Raw genomic sequence first — 16,894 nt, 5'->3', positions numbered from 1 at the left:
CGGTAGAATAAGCATATATGAAAAAGAAGACAAAAATGACAGCAAAGGGGAGAGGGTATGAAGCTGGAACATGCGGAACAATTGCCGGGATTCATAAAAAAAGAAATTCAGAAAATACAAATCGCCATCGCACCGCTGATGAAAAAAAGCATCATTTACCGTTTTCTCGCTTTCCCGCTCGCCGCTTTTAGTCTGTTTCATCTGGCATCGCTTTTGATTCAGGCCCCTGCCGGGAGAGGAGCCCTCGTGTCGGCCGGCATTTTTGCACTCCTTGCGGCTCTAGGTCTTGCGTTTTTTAAAGAAGCCGGCTACCAGCGGAAACAGGTGCAAAAAACGATCCGCCTGTATATGCTGAACAGAATCAGAAAAAGCAATATTCTGTCCGAGGAACGGAAAAGCGCCTATACCCGATTGGTAGCGGAGGAGCCGTCTGCGATGAAAAGCTTTATTGAATTTTTAACAGAAGAAGACCGGAAAAAAGAGATGCTGTATTAAAAAAGAGCTGACGCGCGATCAGCTCTTTTTGTCATTCAAACACAGGGTCGTTCTCATAGTAATATGAATCAGGCGCGTCATACGTATCAGTGCTGTGGTAAGCCACAATTCCGATGACAGCGAAAATGACGAATAAAATAAAAGCGATAATGCCCAATGCCACACTCGATACTGCGTAAAAAAACTGCATTTTGATAAAGGATGCGTAATGTTCGAGCATATTTTCTTCCGCGTTTTCTTCTGATTCTTCCTGAAGGGCGGCTGCGGCTTTTGCCGAGCGCATCAGCATGACGCCGGAAATGATGAGCAAAACACCCGGTATGGCTCCGAGCAGCGTCACAATGGCTGACAGGGCGGAAAGAGAGCCCGTAATGATAAGAAACACGGCGGTGATTTTTCCCCACTTGGCGATGTCGGCAAGGGAACGGGCTTTTTTATTGAGCGGCTGGTTACCGTCTTTTTCTTCTTTATCGATGCTGATCATGACAGTTCTCTCCCTAAAATGTTCAAGTCATATCGTTTTCCGTCCATTTCGGCGATACCCGGGAATACGCCCCATTCGGTAAAACCGAATTTTTCAAACAGCTTAATGCTCGGCACATTATGGCCGAAGATAAAAGCCATCAGATTACGGATGCCGATCTTCGGGGCTATCTCAAGGGCTTCTTTCAGCAGAAAGCTTCCCGCTCCCTTGCCCCGGCAATCCTGATGCAGATAAATACTGATCTCCGCCGTTTTGTCATAGGCCGGACGGCCGTAAAACGTTTCAAAGCTGATCCAGGCCGCCACTTTTCCGTTTTCATCTTCCGCAACCATCAGCGGGCGCCTGTCCGTGTGCCGCAAAAACCAATCCATCCGGTCTTCGGGCGTCACTTCTTCCGTATCAGCCGTGACCATCCGTGAGGCGATCGTCGAGTTGTATATAGCCACAACCGCATCTAAATCTTCCAATACGGCTTTACGCAGGGTCAAATTCATATTCCGGGATCTCCCTTCACATTTCATTACATAATTAAGAGCAATCTGCACATACTACTTCCAAAAAAGTTTTTTTAAGATGTGTATATATTTTCAGAAAAGTGTTCAGAATGTTGCTGAGGTGATGAACAAATGAGAGAGGAAGAAAAGAAAACTTCTCAAGTCAAAAAACTTCAGCGGTTCTTTCGCAAACGCTGGATATTCCCTGCCATTTACTTAGTCAGTGCGGCCGTCATTTTAACAGCTGTCCTTTGGTATCAATCCGTTTCAAATGATGTGAAGGACAATCTGACGAATAACGGCGGAAACTCCGCGTATGACAGCGGCAAGGACGATGCCGTCGAAGTAGGAAAGTCAATGGAAAACGTCGCAATGCCGGCTGCTCATTCTGAAAATGTTTCTGTTGTGAAAAAGTTTTATGAAACGAATGCCGCAAAAAAAGAGAAAGAAGCAGCACTTGTTAACTATAATAACACGTACAGCCTAAGTAAAGGAATTGACTTAGCTGAGAAAGACGGAAAATCATTTGACGTTTCCGCTTCTCTGAGCGGTACGGTTGTGAAGGCTGCTAAAGATCCGGTACTGGGATATGTGGTTGAAATTGAACACTCAGACGGCCTGTCTACTGTCTATCAGTCTCTATCTGAAGTCAGCGTCGATCAGGGCGACAAAGTGAAGCAGAACCAGGTTATCGGAAAATCAGGAAAAAACCTTTACAGTGAAGAAAGCGGAAACCACGTGCACTTTGAAATCCGCAAAGACGGCGTAGCGATGAATCCGCTGAACTTTATGGACAAACCGGTAACATCTATTGAAAAAGCGGCAGCTGAAGAGAAAAACGCTGTAACAGAAGAAACGGAAGGGTCCATTCAGCAGTCTTCCGAGAAAAAAGATGTGACGCCTAAACAAGAAACCGAGGAAAAACCCGGCGGTAAAGAAGACGGCACAAAAGACAAGACAGATGGTAAAGATGACGGTTCAATGAAAGAATCAGGCAAGTAACTGTGATCCCTAAGCGCCTATCAGCTCTGATAGGCGCTTTTCATTTTGCCTTATGTGCCTTTATACTAATAGAAAACGAGGGAGATGCTGAATGAATAAATGTCTGGCGGCGGGATGGCTCGTCTTTATTTTCATTTCTGCTTTGACTGAAAGCTTTCACGATATGATTGTGACGCAGACGATGGCCTTCCGTTTCACGCCCCATCCGGATGCATCCGGTTTCTTTGTGTTCGATATGGCGGAGCTCACCGTACCTGAAGCGGCGATTCAAAAGCTCGGGCACGCGTTTTCCTTTTTTGTGCTGACCTGTTTGTTTTTCAGGGAGCACAGACGCATGAAGAGGGCGGTGCTGTATGCATTGGCCGCCGCCTTCCTGTCAGAAATCGTCCAACTCTTTTTCGGCAGAAACGGCTGCCTCCGCGATGTGCTGATTGACAGTCTCGGTATTGCCGCATTCTGTGTTTTACAAAGGAAAAAACATACCGCCAAACATACAAAAACCGGCAGTCTGTGAAAGACGCCGGCTTTTTTTATATGTTATGGTTTGTCGATTTGTTTTTATGAACGATACTTTCGTAGATTCGCACGATCAGGTCGACAATCGGACGAAGCACATTTGAAAATCTGAACAGCAGGAATCCGACAACGAGGGAAACGATAATGCTTCCGAGTACATCAATCGGATAATGGTGGCCGACCCAAATTCTTGAGAAGCCGGTCAAAAGGCCGAAAATCACCAGCGGCCAGCCGAGTTTTTTGTTGCGGAACAGAATCGCAATTGAAATGGCCAAAGCGCCTGTGGTATGGTCACTCGGAAAAGAAGCATCCGCGGCATGAGGAATCAGCGTATGAACCGTATGATCGACAAAGGGGCGCGGCTCGATATAGATTTTTGTGATGATGTAGTTGACGATAAGCGCCGCAATACCGGTAAAGCCGGCGTACAGGGCGTTTTGTCTGCCTTTTGTGTTTCCAAACAGCCACATGGCAAGCAGGAAAAGGGCGTAGGCGTAAAGGGCGTATTCCGTTATAAATACCATGATAGAGTCGAGAATGGCACTATGGTGCGACAAACCATTGATCGCTTTAAACAGTTCGTAATTCACAAATATCACCTTTTATCTTTATTTTATATGAACAGTGTAATGCTTTTTTCTATGAGACACAATTGGTATTAAAAATAATTATAAAAAAGTAAACAGAATGAAACGTGACTGTATTACTGTGCGTCAAGTATGAGGGAAAAGAATAGCCGAAGGAGTTTTGTCCGTTGCTGAAACGTTTGAAAAACGCCGATCTGCCGCTTGTGTTTGTCATCATGCTGCTTTGCGGATTCGGTTTGTTAATGGTGTACAGCGCCAGTGATGTGATGGGGTCTCAGCGATACGGAGATCCATCCTATTTCTTCCATAAACAGAGAACCTCTTTGCTGATCGGAATATGCTTATTTTTATTTGCAGCCTGTCTGCCGTATAAGCGGTATGCCCGGCTTGTACCGCTGTTTGTGGTCGGATCGCTGGTGTTGCTGCTGCTCGTATTGATACCGGGAATCGGGCTGGAGCGGAATTTTTCCCGCAGATGGCTGGGAGCGGGGCCGCTTGTCATACAGCCGTCTGAATTGGCGAAGATCGCGATGATTTTATATTTCGCTGCGATTTACACGAAAAAGCAGCCGTACATTCATCAATTTGTGAAGGGGGTACTGCCGCCTTTAGTCATTTTGGGAACCGCTTTTCTGCTGACATTGGCAGAGCCTGATTTAGGAACGGCTTCCTTAATTCTGGCGGCGTGCGGGTCAATTTTATTATGTGCCGGCTTGAAAAAGCGCCATTTGCTCGTGCTCGGCGCGACGGCGGTGTCGGGAGTCGTTTATCTCGCATTTTCCGCTTCCTATCGTGTGAAGCGGCTTGTTTCCTTTACCAATCCGTTTGGTGACGCGAACGGGGATGGCTATCAGCTGATTCAATCTTATTTCGCCATTTCCGGAGGCGGATTTTTCGGAAGAGGACTTGGGAACAGTGTTGAAAAAATGAATTACCTGCCTGAGGCGCATACTGACTTCATTATGGCCGTGATCAGCGAAGAACTGGGGATATTCGGTGTTCTGATCGTTTTGGGCTTATATTTCGCGTTAATGCTTCTCGGCGTAAAAACAGCCATGCGTGCTGATGACCCGTTCGGAAAGCTTCTCGCCATCGGAATTACGTTTCAATTGATGTTTCAGGTTGTATTGAATTTGGGAGCGATGAGCGGACTCCTCCCGGTTACGGGTGTGCCGCTGCCGTTTATCAGCTACGGCGGTTCTTCATTGATTATGACGCTGTTTTTGTGCGGCATACTGGTCAATATCAGTACATATTCAAAAAAACAAACCGTACGGCATAAGCGGCCTGTCCCGCATGAAAAAAAGGCTTCTTCTTTTTAATGAAGTCCGAAAAAAAAAACGCCCGGGACATGCTGTCTCCGGGCGTTCTGTATGTTTATAAAGCTTCTGGTCCTTCTTCTCCGGTGCGGATATTAATCGTGTTTCCGATTTCATAGACAAATATTTTGCCGTCGCCGGGCTCTCCCGTTTTCAGCACTTTTTTCGCCGTTTCCACCACTTGATCAACGGGGACCTTGCTGACAACGATTTCCACTTTCAGCCGTTCATACACATTGCTTTCAATTTTGACTCCGCGGTACAGTTCGGTGTGGGCTTTTTGAAGGCCGCAGCCGTGTACGTTGGAGAAAGTCAGCGATGTGACTCCGATTTTACCGAGTTCCTGCTTCAATGTTTCAAACTTAGCCGGACGCGTAACGATTTCTACCTTGAACATTTGACCGCTCATCTAAGTCACTCCTCACTTTATAAGTCCTGATATGCCTTTTCCCCGTGCATCGTTAAATCAAGCCCGAGTGATTCTTCTTCTTCACTGGCGCGGAGGGGCATGAAGAGACCTACAATTTTAATGATAACGAAAGTGACAATAAATACAAATACATAGGTTGCCGCAATGGCCGCAATCTGTTTCCAAAGCAGTCCCGGATCGCCGTAAAACAGCCCGTTTGCCCCGCCGTCATTGACGGAAGTGGTCGCGAATAAACCGGTCGCGATGCCGCCCCATGTCCCGCCGATTCCATGCAGGCCGAAAGCGTCAAGTGCATCATCGTATCCGAAAGTCTTTTTGAGCCAATACACACCCCAAAAGCAGACAAGCCCGCCGATAAAACCGATCACGATGGAAGAAAACGGCGTAACGAACCCGGCAGCCGGTGTAATGGCGACAAGTCCGGCGATAGCGCCCGATACAGCGCCCAGCATAGTCGGTTTCTTGTTCAGCATCCATTCGATTAAAATCCAGCCGATAATTCCGGCCGCAGCTGCGGTGTTTGTATTAATGAAAGCAAACATCGCGATACTGTCAAGCGTCAGGGCGCTGCCGACATTGAAGCCGAACCATCCGAACCAAATGAGCGCCCCGCCCAAGAACGTGTAAATTAAGTTGTGAGGAGAAGCCGCCGTGCCGTCCTTGCGTTTCCCGAGGACAATCGCTAGAACGAGTCCGGCAACTCCGGAAGAGATGTGAACAACATTTCCGCCTGCGAAATCAAGGGCGCCCATTTGGCCGATCCAGCCGCCGCCCCATACCCAGTGCGCAACGGGTGTATATACGAGGGAAACCCACAAAAAGGAAAATAAAAGAAAAGCACTGAATCTCATGCGTTCAGCGAATGCTCCGGAAATAATCGCCGTCGTCAGGACTGCAAATGTCATTTGGAACATCATGAACAATGAATGCGGGATCGTATCACTGTAGCTCCCGGGGTCAAAACCGATTCCCTTCAGCCCCGCCCATTCAATGCCGCCAAGCCATGTATTGCCGGGAGCAAAAGCAAGTGAATATCCGTACAAAACCCAAACGACGGATACAATGGCGATGGAAGAAAAACTGTGCATCGCCGTGCTGAGCACATTTTTGCTTTTTACCATTCCGCCGTAAAATAAAGCCAGCCCGGGGGTCATCAGCCACACGAGTAAAGCGCAAAAGAACATAAATACTGTATCGCCCATCTGCATGTTGTATTCCTCCGTCTCATTCAGAATGTAATTGTGATTAATTCATTATTATAGAGAAAAAAGAATGATAAAACATTTTCGTGTAAGGTTATCTGACATGGTTTTTTGCGTTCATCATGTCGCTTTTCAAATGAACGTCATGTGTCTTTATATCCATAAAAAGAGCATCGGAGCACGGAAGAAGAAATCCTGTCCGGGAAAGAGTAAAATAATCGGGGTGAGAAACACTAACTGCATCAGGAGGAATTGAATATGACAACATCATTGAATCTGCAATTTGAAAAAACGGCTTTGGTCCTTATTGATTTACAAAAAGGCATTGTGCCGATGGATAAAAGCGGGGCGGTTGTGCCGAACGCGAAAAAATTAATTGATGTGTTCCGGGAAAAAGGCGGTTTTATCAGCTTTGTGAACGTTGATTTTCATGATTGGGCTGATGCGCTGAAGCCGCTGACGGATGAAGGGGCGGCGGGCCATTCGGCTCCGGCGGCGGATTGGGCTGAATTTGTGCCTGAAATCGGAGTGAAAGAAGATGATTATACGGTGACAAAGCGGCAGTGGGGCGCGTTTTTCGGCACTGATCTGGATCTTCAGCTCAGAAGACGGGGAATCGACACGATTGTATTATGCGGGATTGCGACAAACATCGGTGTGGAAAGCACGGCGCGGGAAGCTTTTCAGCTCGGGTATCAGCAAGTTTTCATAACTGACGCGATGGCGACGTTCAGCGATGAACAGCATGAAGCGACACTCAAGTTTATCTTCCCGAAAATCGGCAGAAGCCGGACGACGGAAGAGTTCATCGAAGAGACCAAATGACAATCTCCAAAAAAAGCCGCGTTCTGTTTTTAACAGCCGTGGCTTCGGGGACGATGCTGAACCCATTGAACTCGTCGATGATTTCTCTTGCGCTTCACAGTATTCAGCATGAATTTCACCTGTCGTTTACAACGGTGTCCTGGCTGATATCGTCCTTTTATCTGGCCAGTGCGGTGGCGCAGCCTGTTACCGGAAAGCTCGGTGATATGCTCGGCAGGAAGAAGCTGTTTTTGATCGGGCTTCTGCTTGTTGCCGTTTCAGCCGTCGGCGCGCCGTTTGCGCCGACTTTCATGACGTTGTTAATGATGAGATTGTTTCAATCGATCGGAAGCAGCGCGATATATCCGTCCGGTGTCGGATTGATCCGTTCGAATATACAGGAGAAGCAGGCATCGGCGCTTGCCGTCCTGTCGATCTTTGCCTCAGCTATGACGGCGCTCGGTCCGACACTCGGCGGTTTTTTGATCGTTTGGGGAGGGTGGCCGGCAATATTTTTCGTCAATCTGCCGTTTATCATTCTCAGCTTTTTTCTCGGGATGTATATGTTTCCGAAAGATGAAAAACGCGAGATCGGCGGCTTGAAAGCCGTGCTCCGCCAGCTTGATACGATCGGGATACTCCTGTTTGCCGGGGCGATTATACTTCTCTTATCGTTTTTATTGTCCTTCAGTACGAAGCCCCATTATACAGAAGGCGTATTCGGGCTTTTGTTTGTCGGGCTGTTTATCTGGCGCGAGCTGAAAACAGAGAAGCCGTTTATTGATGTCAGGCTGTTTAAAACGCATCGGAAACTATCGTCGGTGTATATTCAATTTATTCTGCTGAATATATTCTTTTACTGCATCTTTTTCGGGCTTCCGAGCTATTTTCAGGATGAAATGCATTTGTCCGTTCAGACAAGCGGAATGATTATGCTGTTTATGTCGGGCATGAGCATACTGGTGTCGCCTTTGACCGGCAAATGGATAGATAAGAAAGGGGTTCTTCAGCCGATTGTTGCCGGAACCTGCCTGACTGCGATCGGGGCGGTGCTGTTAACGTTCTTCTTCCTTCAGGTGCCTATGATAGGAAAAGGGCTGATTCTGTCTGTGCTGGGTGTCGGTTACGGCTTCGGCAATGTGACGTTTCAGGCGGCCATGCTGAAAACAAGTCCAGCCGACATGGTCGGAACAACGTCCGGCCTGTTTCAGACCTGCCGGTATCTCGGTTCGATCTTATCCTCCGTCATTTTGGGCATTCTTTTCGGAAAAGAAATAACCGCAGGCCATTTTCATATGCTCGGCACGATTCTTATCATTGTCGGCGCCGTAAGCCTTTTGATGGCGTTCCGGTTTTCAGTTCTTCTCAAAAAGGCCTCTTAACAGCCGCATCAAAAAGAGACGGGTACTCCCCGTCTCTTTTTTTATGTGCAATGTGCTCAAAAATCAAAACGAAAATTGTCGATAGCGCCCAATGTTATTTACGGAATTTTCAGTTATATTCTTTAACATGATATGTGAGGAAACCGTACATACAGGAGGGTGAAGATGAAAAAACCAACGAATGATCGGCTCAGCAACAAAGATTTACTGCCTTTAGAAGAAGGAGAACGGACATGGAAAGCGGTGAATTTTGCATCTATCTGGATGGGCTGCATTCATAACATCCCGACCTATGCGACGGTAGGCGGGCTCATTGCGATCGGCCTTTCTCCGTGGCAGGTGCTCGCCATTATCGTGACAGCATCACTCATTTTATTCGCCGCTCTCGCCTTAAACGGGCATGCCGGAACGAAATACGGGCTTCCCTTTCCGGTCATCATCAGGGCTTCTTACGGAATATACGGCGCAAACATTCCGGCGCTTCTCAGGGCGTTTACGGCCATTATGTGGCTCGGAATTCAAACATTTGCCGGGAGCACGGCTTTAAACATTCTGCTGCTGAACATATGGCCGGGCTGGGGAAGCCTCGGCGGAGATTGGAATATACTCGGACTTCATCTGCCGGGCTTTCTGTCGTTTATTTTCTTTTGGGGCATTCATCTGCTTGTGCTGCGGCACGGCATGGAATCAATCAAAAAATTTGAAGTATGGGCGGGCCCGCTTGTTTATCTCGTCTTCGGCGGCATGGTCTGGTGGGCGATAGATATTGCCGGCGGGCTCGGCCCGATTTACTCACAGCCTGGAAAATTTCATACCTTTTCTGAAACGTTTTGGCCGTTTGCAGCCGGGGTGACGGGCATTATCGGAATATGGGCGACATTGATTCTGAATATTCCTGACTTCACCCGGTTCGCCGCGTCGCAAAAAGAACAGATTCGCGGCCAGTTTTACGGCCTGCCGGGAACGTTTGCCCTGTTTGCGTTTGCGAGCATTACAGTGACATCCGGATCACAGGCGGCATTCGGGAAACCGATTTGGGATGTAGTTGAGATTTTGGCCCGGTTTGATAATCCTTTCGTTATCGCTCTTTCAGTCATCACCCTCTGCATCGCCGCCGTCTCGGTTAACGTGGCGGCAAACATCGTGTCACCGGCCTATGACTTGGCGAATGCCCTGCCGAAATATATTACGTTCAGAAGGGGAGGGTATTTGACCGCCGTTCTGGCCCTGTTCACAATACCGTGGAAGCTGATGGAGAGCGCCACGAATGTATATGCGTTTCTCGGACTCATCGGCGGGATGCTCGGACCGGTAGCCGGGGTCATGATGGCTGATTATTTTCTCATCAGAAAAAGACAGCTTTCAGTTGAAGACCTTTATTCGGAAAACGGACAGTACACTTATTACAAAGGCTATAATTACCGGGCCTTTGCCGCGACCTTTCTCGGCGCGTTTATTTCCTTAATCGGGATGTACGTCCCGGCGTTCGCCGGCATCTACGATATTTCCTGGTTCGCGGGTGTGATTGTGTCATGTCTCGGTTATACGGCGCTTATGTATTTCCATCCGCCTTATGCGAAAGCGGCGGGACAAATGGTGCGGGAAAGAGCGGCAGAATAAAAAAAGCCGGGGGCTGGGGACTGACCCCATAATATGAGACAAACAAAAAACACCTTCAAGTTTGAAAACGGATCGTTGTTATCCGAAATTAGACTTGGAGGTGTTTTTCTATGAGGACAAGAGTGAGTTATCCGGTTGAAGTCAAACAGAAGACTGTAGAAATGAGATTGGCGGGCGTGCCTGTGAAGGAGATCATGCAGGAATTGAATATAAAGAATAAGACGCAGATTCAGACATGGGTCAGGTGGTATAAAGCTGGGGATACACATCGATTCGAACAACCCGTCGGAAAGCAATATTCTTATGGAAAAGGTCCAGAGTATTCTTCCGAATTAGAGAAACTGCAGGCAGAAAATTGTTATCTGAGACAACAGAATGAAGTGTTAAAAAAGTACAACGAATTGGAAAGGAAGCTGATAGCGAAACGCCAGTCGAGCTTGTAGAAGCATTGCGCGGCACAATGACCATAAAGGATATCTGTATTCATTTAGGTATCTCACGAGCATCTTATTATCGTTGGAAGAAGAATCTGATGAAAGATAACCCTAAATACCATTTAGAAAAACAAATCGGCACGTTGTGCCGAGAACACAAGTATCGATATGGCTATCGGAAAATCACAGCCATATTAAAAAAGGAAATGCGTATGAATCATAAAACGGTTCAGCGCATTATGCAGAAGAATCAGTGGCAATGCCGGGTTAAGGTGAAAAAGCGCAAGAAGAATGGGCAGCCATATGCCGTGGCCGAGAATATATTGGATCGAAACTTTCAGTCTGATCGCCCTCTGGAAAAGCTAGTAACGGATATCACATATTTGCCTTATGGGCAGAAACAATTGTATCTTTCCAGTATATTGGATTTATACAATGGAGAAGTGATTGCTTTTACGATTGGCGATAGACAGGACACAGACTTTGTCTTACACACACTTGATCAGCTGCCTGCACTGCCAGAGAACTGCGTGTTACATAGTGACCAAGGTTCTGTTTATACATCTTATGAGTATCAGAAAGCTGTTAAAACAAAAGGCATTACCATGAGCATGTCCCGCAAAGGGACGCCCGCTGATAATGCCTCCATCGAATCGTTTCATTCCTCACTAAAGTCTGAAACGTTCTACCTCGACAGGTTGGAAAGCACTACGACGACCATCGTAGAACAAACTGTCGAAACCTATATACACTATTATAACAACATTCGTATTCAAACGAAACTAAACAACCAGCCGCCGGTCACATACCGACAGCTGGCTGCTTAAAGGTGTTTTGATCCCTGTCTCAAAAACGGGGGTCAGTCCCCTGCCCCCCGGCTTTTTGTCATATCAATCTGCGATTGAAACGTTTCCGTCCGCTTCAAGCGGCGTTCTTTTTTTCTGGCTCCAGCCATACAGAAGTAAAGCAATCAGGACAAACAGCCCCGCTGCCAGATAAATCGAATGGAATCCGGCCGAAGCGACGAAGAGGCCGAATACATAGGACCCGCCGGCAATCCCGCTGTCAAAGAAAGTGAAGAAGGTAGCCGTTGCGAAGCCTGAACGGTGTCCGGGCGAGTTTTGAATCGCCAAAGTCTGCATACACGGTACGATAGAGCCGTAGCCGAGACCGATGACGGCGCCGGATAAGAGAAGCATGAGGGCGCTGTTTGTCATCGCCAGCATGCAAAGCCCTGCGGAAAACACGATAATCGACGGGTAGATGACGATTCCCGGCCCGATTTTATCAAACAGCTTTCCTGTGAAAGGACGGGCGGCCATCATCGTCACGGCGAAACAGACGAAGAAATAGCCGCTGACATCCAACAGATGGATCGTCTTTGCATAAACGGATAAATATGAAGTCACACTTGAATAACAGAAAGAAATGGACAACCCGACAATCGCGATTTTAAGCGCGCCTTTTTCAAACATGTCGGAGAAAGAAAAACGGAAGACAGTCGTTCCGCTGTTGTTTTGATCCGGCACGCGAATCATGAAAGCAATTAACAAGCCTAAAGAAACAAACACGGCAAAAATCGTAAAGAAAACCGGGAATGAAATGACTTTCACAAGGCTCAGCCCGAGAAACGGACCGATCGCCATGGCAAGGTTCATAGACATCGCGAAATAACCGAGTCCCTCGCCGCGCCGCTTGGCGGGAATAAGGTCAGCGGCAATTGCGCCCGTGACCGTCGTTAAAATGCTGAACCAGATGCCTTGGAAAAAACGCAGTCCGAGCAGCAGATAGAAATTGTGTATCGGCAAATACAGATAAGAAGACAGGGCGAACAGCGCCAGAGATACAATCGTCATTCTTTTCTTGCCGAACCGTTCAATAATCGACCCTGAAAAAGGACGGGTAATAATAGCAGATAACAGGAACAGGCTGATCAAAAGCCCTCCTTGCGATTCACTGCCGCCAAGCTCCTGAATCATATAAATAGGCAGCACGGCCAAAAATGTATAAAAGAACACAAAGACAAATAAATTCACGAGTACGACCATAATAAAATCTTTGGTCCAGATCGAGTCAGATTTACTCAAAAGTACAGCACTTCCCTTTCTTTTTTATTTCGTTAAAAACACATTCAGAAACTCAGAAAAAGCTTCCTTATCTCCATCCTGGAAATCCGCAAGCATGTCTTCCTCGAACTTCAGCATCTCTTGATTGATGCAGTCATATTTCAATTCAGCTTCCTTCGTCAAGACGACGAGCTTTTCCCGCTTGTCTTCTCCCTGTTCCCGCTGAATCCAGCCGTTTTCTTCAAGGCGTTTGATCGTTCTGGTAACGGTCGGCGCCTCCACATTCATATAGGACCAGATTTCTTTTTGGGTCATCGGTCCGATCGTTTTCAAGCAATATAGGATTGACCATTGAGAGGAGTACAGGCCGAATGGTTCCAGCCGCTCATTGGCTTTCTTCGTAATCAGGCGGGCGCATTGATTGATTTGATGAATGAGGCGTCTGTTGACGGGGATCATTTCCTTTCTCCTTTTCAAAAAACTTACCTAAGTAACTAATTGCGCTGTTTCATTCTACAGCAGGATCGCGCGGATGTAAAGCCCCCGTTCAAAAAGCAGAAAATTGCGATCCGTCCCTTGTCCTTATTGAGTTTTTAGCATATTCCCAATTCATTGCTAATACACTGTTACAAACCTATCAAAGAGAGTGTTTGAGGTGAGGGATCGTGGGCATATTTCAAAAACCTTCTTATATAATCGGACAACAAAGAAGCTGCATCATCAGTGAATCTGTTACAGAATACGGATCTCATTTCACACTTCTCACATCCAACTGGGGAGGTCGAGTGGTGTGCACGATTACATCAAAGAGCGAACAATCAAGATTGGCAAGTATATCGTGGAGACGAAAAAAACCGTTCGTGTCATTGCGAAAGAGTTTGGTGTTTCCAAAAGTACCGTACACAAAGATCTGACAGAGCGCCTGCCTGAAATCAATCCTGACTTGGCGAATGAAGTAAAAGAAATACTCGATTATCATAAATCCATCAGACATTTAAGAGGAGGAGAGGCGACAAAATTAAAGTACAAAAAAGATGAAATCCTAGAAGGGGAGCCCGTTCAGCAGCCGTAGCGTCTGACGTCTGCCGGCTCCCTTTTTTTCCTCCGGGCGGTTTCGCGAATATCCGCAAAATTTTGTCAAGAACTTATCTCGTTCAGCAGCTTTTTTTTGATAAATTATGATAATATATATAATTAGGGCACAATGTGGATATTTTACTGTGAAACAGATATCAAGGAGGATATAAATAGATGTTTGCAAGGGATATTGGAATTGACCTCGGTACTGCAAATGTACTGATCCATGTAAAAGGAAAAGGAATTGTTCTGAATGAGCCGTCCGTTGTGGCGCTTGATAAAAACAGCGGCAAAGTGCTGGCGGTCGGCGAAGAAGCCAGACGAATGGTTGGACGTACACCTGGGAACATTGTTGCGATCCGTCCGCTGAAAGACGGCGTAATCGCAGACTTCGAAGTAACAGAAGCCATGCTGAAACACTTCATTAATAAACTGAATGTAAAAGGACTTTTCTCAAAACCGCGTATGCTGATCTGCTGCCCGACGAATATTACGTCCGTTGAGCAAAAAGCGATTAAAGAAGCCGCTGAAAAAAGCGGCGGAAAGCATGTGTACCTTGAAGAAGAACCGAAAGTTGCCGCTATCGGCGCAGGTATGGAAATCTTCCAGCCGAGCGGTAACATGGTTGTTGACATCGGAGGCGGTACGACGGATATCGCAGTTATTTCTATGGGCGATATTGTCACCTCCTCTTCTATTAAGATGGCTGGGGACAAGTTTGACATGGAAATCTTAAATTATATCAAACGCGAGTACAAGCTGCTGATCGGTGAGCGTACCGCTGAAGATATTAAGGTGAAGGTCGCAACGGTTTTCCCAGACGCACGTCATGAAGAAATCACCATTCGCGGCCGTGACATGGTTTCCGGTCTGCCGAGAACGATTACAGTAAACAGCAAAGAAGTGGAAGAAGCCCTTCGTGAATCAGTTGCCGTCATTGTGCAGGCCGCCAAGCAGGTTCTTGAAAGAACACCGCCTGAATTGTCCGCTGATATCATCGACCGCGGCGTCATCATTACCGGCGGGGGAGCGCTTTTAAACGGACTTGACCAGCTTCTTGCCGAAGAACTGAAGGTGCCTGTTCTTGTCGCTGAGAATCCGATGGATTGTGTGGCGGTCGGAACCGGCGTCATGCTTGATAACATGGACAAGCTTCCAAAACGCAAACTGAGCTGATCATAAAACCTCATTCTTGAAAAAGAATGAGGTTTTTTCTGTAAAACCCTTCACGAAAGGGAATGTAAATCCGATAATAAGAAAAAATGCTGATCTTCATTATAGAACAAATGTTCCGGTTAGGCAACTGGAAATCATGCTATTTCAGAGGTGGAAGACTTGTTAAAAGGATTATATACCGCAACGTCCGCAATGATTACACAGCAGAGAAGAACGGAAATGCTGTCAAATAATATCGCAAACGCGAATACATCAGGGTACAAAGAGGATCAAGGTTCAATCCGCGCCTTTCCCGAAATGCTTTTGAGCCGAATAGAAGGCGACAAAAAAACGAAAATCGGTTCCGTCAACACAGGCGTGTACATGCAGGAGCTGAAACCATTGTTCACGCAGGGAAGCCTGAAAACGACCGATCAGCCGACGGATATCGCGCTTATGGAGAATCAAGTTCCCAAGAATGCCGAAACGAATGAAAACGCTGAGCTGTTTTATCCGGTTCAGACTGCGGGCGGCGTCCGCTACTCAAAAAGCAGCACTTTCTCATTAAATGAAAACAATCAGCTTACGATAAACGGAAATCTTGTTTTATCAACAAACGGACAGCCGATTACAGTCGACAATGAAAAATTCACCGTATCAGAAAACGGCACGGTCACAACAAACGGCCGGCCGGCGGGACAGATTGACATCAGAATGGAAGAAGACGTGCGCAATCTGAAACGGGACGGCAATGACCTATACAGCACGGCCGACGGCTCTGAACTGCCGAGTGCGGCGGCGAATCCCCAAGTCTCGTATACCTTAAAACAAGGCGTCTCGGAGCTTTCAAACGTGGACGTGACAAGCACGTATACAGAAATGACGGAAGCATACAGATCATTTGAAGCCAATCAGAAAGTCATTCAGGCTTACGATAAAAGCATGGATAAAGCCGCAAATGAAATCGGCAAAGTGTAATAAAATGGGGGACGTTCAATTATGATGCTCAGATCAATGCTGACGGCTTCAACAGCCTTAAACCAGCTTCAGCAGCAGATGGATACAGTCAGCAGCAACCTTTCAAACAGTGATACGACAGGCTATAAAGCGAGGGACTCCCGCTTTTCCGAGCTGATCAGGCAGCAGTATGATCAAATAGATGATAAAAAGGAAAATTCGCCGAACATGCGGAAAACACCGCCCGGCCTGCGTCTCGGCGCCGGAGCGATGATGACGCCGCAGCTGGATTCAGGGCAGGGAAGCATCAAAAAAACCGACCGTGACCTTGATATCGCGTTCACATCACCATATCAATATCTCCAGGCAGAAGCGGACGGACGGCGGGTGTATACAAGGGACGGCTCACTCACCCTCAAGCCGGCCGGCGGAAATAACCGGGTTCTGCAGCTGATGACGGCGGGAGGCAATCCCATCCTCGATGAGAACGGTCAGCCCATCCAAATTGACAGCTCGCTGACTAAGCTGAAAATCAGCAAAACCGGAACCCTGACAGCTTCAGACCAGACAGGGACCCGTTCTCAGACGTTTAATCTCGGCATCGTCAATGTCAATAACCCTCAGGCGCTTCATGCGGAAGGGGATAATCTGTTTTCCGTAAACGGTGCGGGAGCTTCAGCGATTGAAGAGCTGACCGGCGCAAACCGGCAGGAGATCGGTATGGAGCAGGGGGCGCTTGAAAATTCAAATGTCGATATGTCTAAGGAAATGACCGACTTAATCGTGTCGCAGCGTTCTTACCAGCTGAACAGCCGCACGATTACATTGGGAGACCAAATGCTGGGCTTAATCAACTCAGTCAGATAAAAG

At 47.2% G+C, this 16,894-nt stretch carries 19 protein-coding genes; 12 read left to right on the top strand and 7 right to left on the bottom strand.

The features are described from left to right. The first annotated feature begins 57 nt into the window (after nucleotides 1–57). Entirely contained in the window at nucleotides 58–495 is a 438-nt protein-coding gene (locus tag ABDB98_RS17365; protein ID WP_438420806.1) for a DUF5392 family protein, read from the top strand. A gap of 31 nt (nucleotides 496–526) precedes the next feature. On the opposite strand, the gene ABDB98_RS17360 is transcribed toward ABDB98_RS17365, so the two are convergent. Continuing rightward, a complete protein-coding gene (locus ABDB98_RS17360) occupies nucleotides 527–979 on the bottom strand; it encodes a DUF5362 family protein (protein ID WP_045926368.1) in 453 nt (150 codons plus the stop codon). Further along, nucleotides 976–1,467: a GNAT family N-acetyltransferase gene (locus ABDB98_RS17355; protein ID WP_438422168.1), complete on the bottom strand. Its 492-nt coding sequence runs from the start codon at nucleotides 1,465–1,467 to the stop codon at nucleotides 976–978. Before ABDB98_RS17355 ends, ABDB98_RS17360 begins: the two co-directional genes overlap by 4 nt. 138 nt (nucleotides 1,468–1,605) lie before the next feature. Here ABDB98_RS17355 and ABDB98_RS17350 point away from each other — a divergent pair, with 138 nt between their 5' ends. Then, the gene (locus tag ABDB98_RS17350; RefSeq protein WP_438420805.1) at nucleotides 1,606–2,475 is read left to right on the top strand and encodes a peptidoglycan DD-metalloendopeptidase family protein; all 870 of its coding nucleotides are present in this window, start codon (nucleotides 1,606–1,608) and stop codon (nucleotides 2,473–2,475) included. Nucleotides 2,476–2,566: 91 nt separating this feature from the next. Beyond that, complete coding sequence (locus ABDB98_RS17345; RefSeq protein ID WP_438420804.1) at nucleotides 2,567–2,989, top strand: VanZ family protein; 423 nt, start codon at nucleotides 2,567–2,569, stop codon at nucleotides 2,987–2,989. Nucleotides 2,990–3,005: 16 nt separating this feature from the next. Here ABDB98_RS17345 and ABDB98_RS17340 read toward each other — a convergent pair whose 3' ends face one another. Beyond that, nucleotides 3,006–3,581, bottom strand: a complete 576-nt coding sequence (locus ABDB98_RS17340) for an undecaprenyl-diphosphatase (protein ID WP_045926371.1) — start codon at nucleotides 3,579–3,581, stop codon at nucleotides 3,006–3,008. A 164-nt stretch (nucleotides 3,582–3,745) separates the two neighbouring features. Here ABDB98_RS17340 and ftsW point away from each other — a divergent pair, with 164 nt between their 5' ends. After that, nucleotides 3,746–4,900 (top strand): putative lipid II flippase FtsW, encoded by a 1,155-nt coding sequence (gene ftsW / locus ABDB98_RS17335; protein WP_045926372.1) that lies wholly within the window; start codon nucleotides 3,746–3,748, stop codon nucleotides 4,898–4,900. Nucleotides 4,901–4,955: 55 nt separating this feature from the next. On the opposite strand, the gene ABDB98_RS17330 is transcribed toward ftsW, so the two are convergent. Next, nucleotides 4,956–5,306 (bottom strand): P-II family nitrogen regulator, encoded by a 351-nt coding sequence (locus ABDB98_RS17330; RefSeq protein WP_014419080.1) that lies wholly within the window; start codon nucleotides 5,304–5,306, stop codon nucleotides 4,956–4,958. A gap of 17 nt (nucleotides 5,307–5,323) precedes the next feature. Further along, nucleotides 5,324–6,535 (bottom strand): ammonium transporter, encoded by a 1,212-nt coding sequence (locus tag ABDB98_RS17325; protein WP_438420803.1) that lies wholly within the window; start codon nucleotides 6,533–6,535, stop codon nucleotides 5,324–5,326. A 252-nt stretch (nucleotides 6,536–6,787) separates the two neighbouring features. On the opposite strand from ABDB98_RS17325, the gene ABDB98_RS17320 reads away from it, so the two are divergent. The 4 genes from ABDB98_RS17320 (at nucleotide 6,788) to ABDB98_RS17305 (ending at nucleotide 11,596) form a co-directional block, all read left to right on the top strand. Continuing rightward, entirely contained in the window at nucleotides 6,788–7,354 is a 567-nt protein-coding gene (locus ABDB98_RS17320) for an isochorismatase family protein (protein WP_438420802.1), read from the top strand. Further along, a complete protein-coding gene (locus ABDB98_RS17315; protein ID WP_438420801.1) occupies nucleotides 7,351–8,715 on the top strand; it encodes an MFS transporter in 1,365 nt (454 codons plus the stop codon). Before ABDB98_RS17320 ends, ABDB98_RS17315 begins: the two co-directional genes overlap by 4 nt. A 165-nt stretch (nucleotides 8,716–8,880) precedes the next feature. Continuing rightward, nucleotides 8,881–10,335: an NCS1 family nucleobase:cation symporter-1 gene (locus tag ABDB98_RS17310; protein WP_438420800.1), complete on the top strand. Its 1,455-nt coding sequence runs from the start codon at nucleotides 8,881–8,883 to the stop codon at nucleotides 10,333–10,335. Nucleotides 10,336–10,445: 110 nt separating this feature from the next. Next, a protein-coding gene (locus tag ABDB98_RS17305; protein ID WP_438420799.1) for an IS3 family transposase occupies nucleotides 10,446–11,596 on the top strand; the annotation gives its coding sequence in 2 pieces (ribosomal slippage) (nucleotides 10,446–10,719 and nucleotides 10,719–11,596; 1,152 coding nt in all). A gap of 63 nt (nucleotides 11,597–11,659) precedes the next feature. Here the strand turns inward: ABDB98_RS17305 and ABDB98_RS17300 are convergent. Both ABDB98_RS17300 and ABDB98_RS17295 read right to left on the bottom strand, forming a co-directional pair. Further along, nucleotides 11,660–12,856 (bottom strand): MFS transporter, encoded by a 1,197-nt coding sequence (locus ABDB98_RS17300; protein ID WP_045926376.1) that lies wholly within the window; start codon nucleotides 12,854–12,856, stop codon nucleotides 11,660–11,662. 24 nt (nucleotides 12,857–12,880) lie between these two features. Beyond that, a complete protein-coding gene (locus tag ABDB98_RS17295) occupies nucleotides 12,881–13,294 on the bottom strand; it encodes a MarR family winged helix-turn-helix transcriptional regulator (RefSeq protein ID WP_438420798.1) in 414 nt (137 codons plus the stop codon). 331 nt (nucleotides 13,295–13,625) lie between these two features. Between ABDB98_RS17295 and spoIIID the strand changes: the two genes are divergently transcribed. From spoIIID to ABDB98_RS17275, 4 genes are all read left to right on the top strand, one after another. Beyond that, nucleotides 13,626–13,907, top strand: a complete 282-nt coding sequence (gene spoIIID, locus ABDB98_RS17290) for a sporulation transcriptional regulator SpoIIID (protein ID WP_003151236.1) — start codon at nucleotides 13,626–13,628, stop codon at nucleotides 13,905–13,907. 179 nt (nucleotides 13,908–14,086) lie between these two features. Beyond that, nucleotides 14,087–15,088, top strand: a complete 1,002-nt coding sequence (gene mbl / locus ABDB98_RS17285) for a cell shape-determining protein Mbl (RefSeq protein WP_016937680.1) — start codon at nucleotides 14,087–14,089, stop codon at nucleotides 15,086–15,088. Nucleotides 15,089–15,247: 159 nt separating this feature from the next. Continuing rightward, complete coding sequence (locus ABDB98_RS17280) at nucleotides 15,248–16,045, top strand: flagellar hook-basal body protein (RefSeq protein WP_047475848.1); 798 nt, start codon at nucleotides 15,248–15,250, stop codon at nucleotides 16,043–16,045. A gap of 24 nt (nucleotides 16,046–16,069) precedes the next feature. Then, nucleotides 16,070–16,891, top strand: coding sequence for a flagellar hook-basal body protein (locus ABDB98_RS17275; protein ID WP_438422167.1), 822 nt, complete (start codon nucleotides 16,070–16,072; stop codon nucleotides 16,889–16,891). Nucleotides 16,892–16,894: the final 3 nt, after the last annotated feature.

Origin of the sequence: Bacillus siamensis, from assembly GCF_051628075.1 — a bacterium.
In the GTDB taxonomy this organism is placed as follows: domain Bacteria; phylum Bacillota; class Bacilli; order Bacillales; family Bacillaceae; genus Bacillus; species Bacillus siamensis.
The sequence above is the reverse complement of the archived record's forward strand: the minus strand, read 5'-3'. Positions and strand labels throughout refer to the sequence as shown.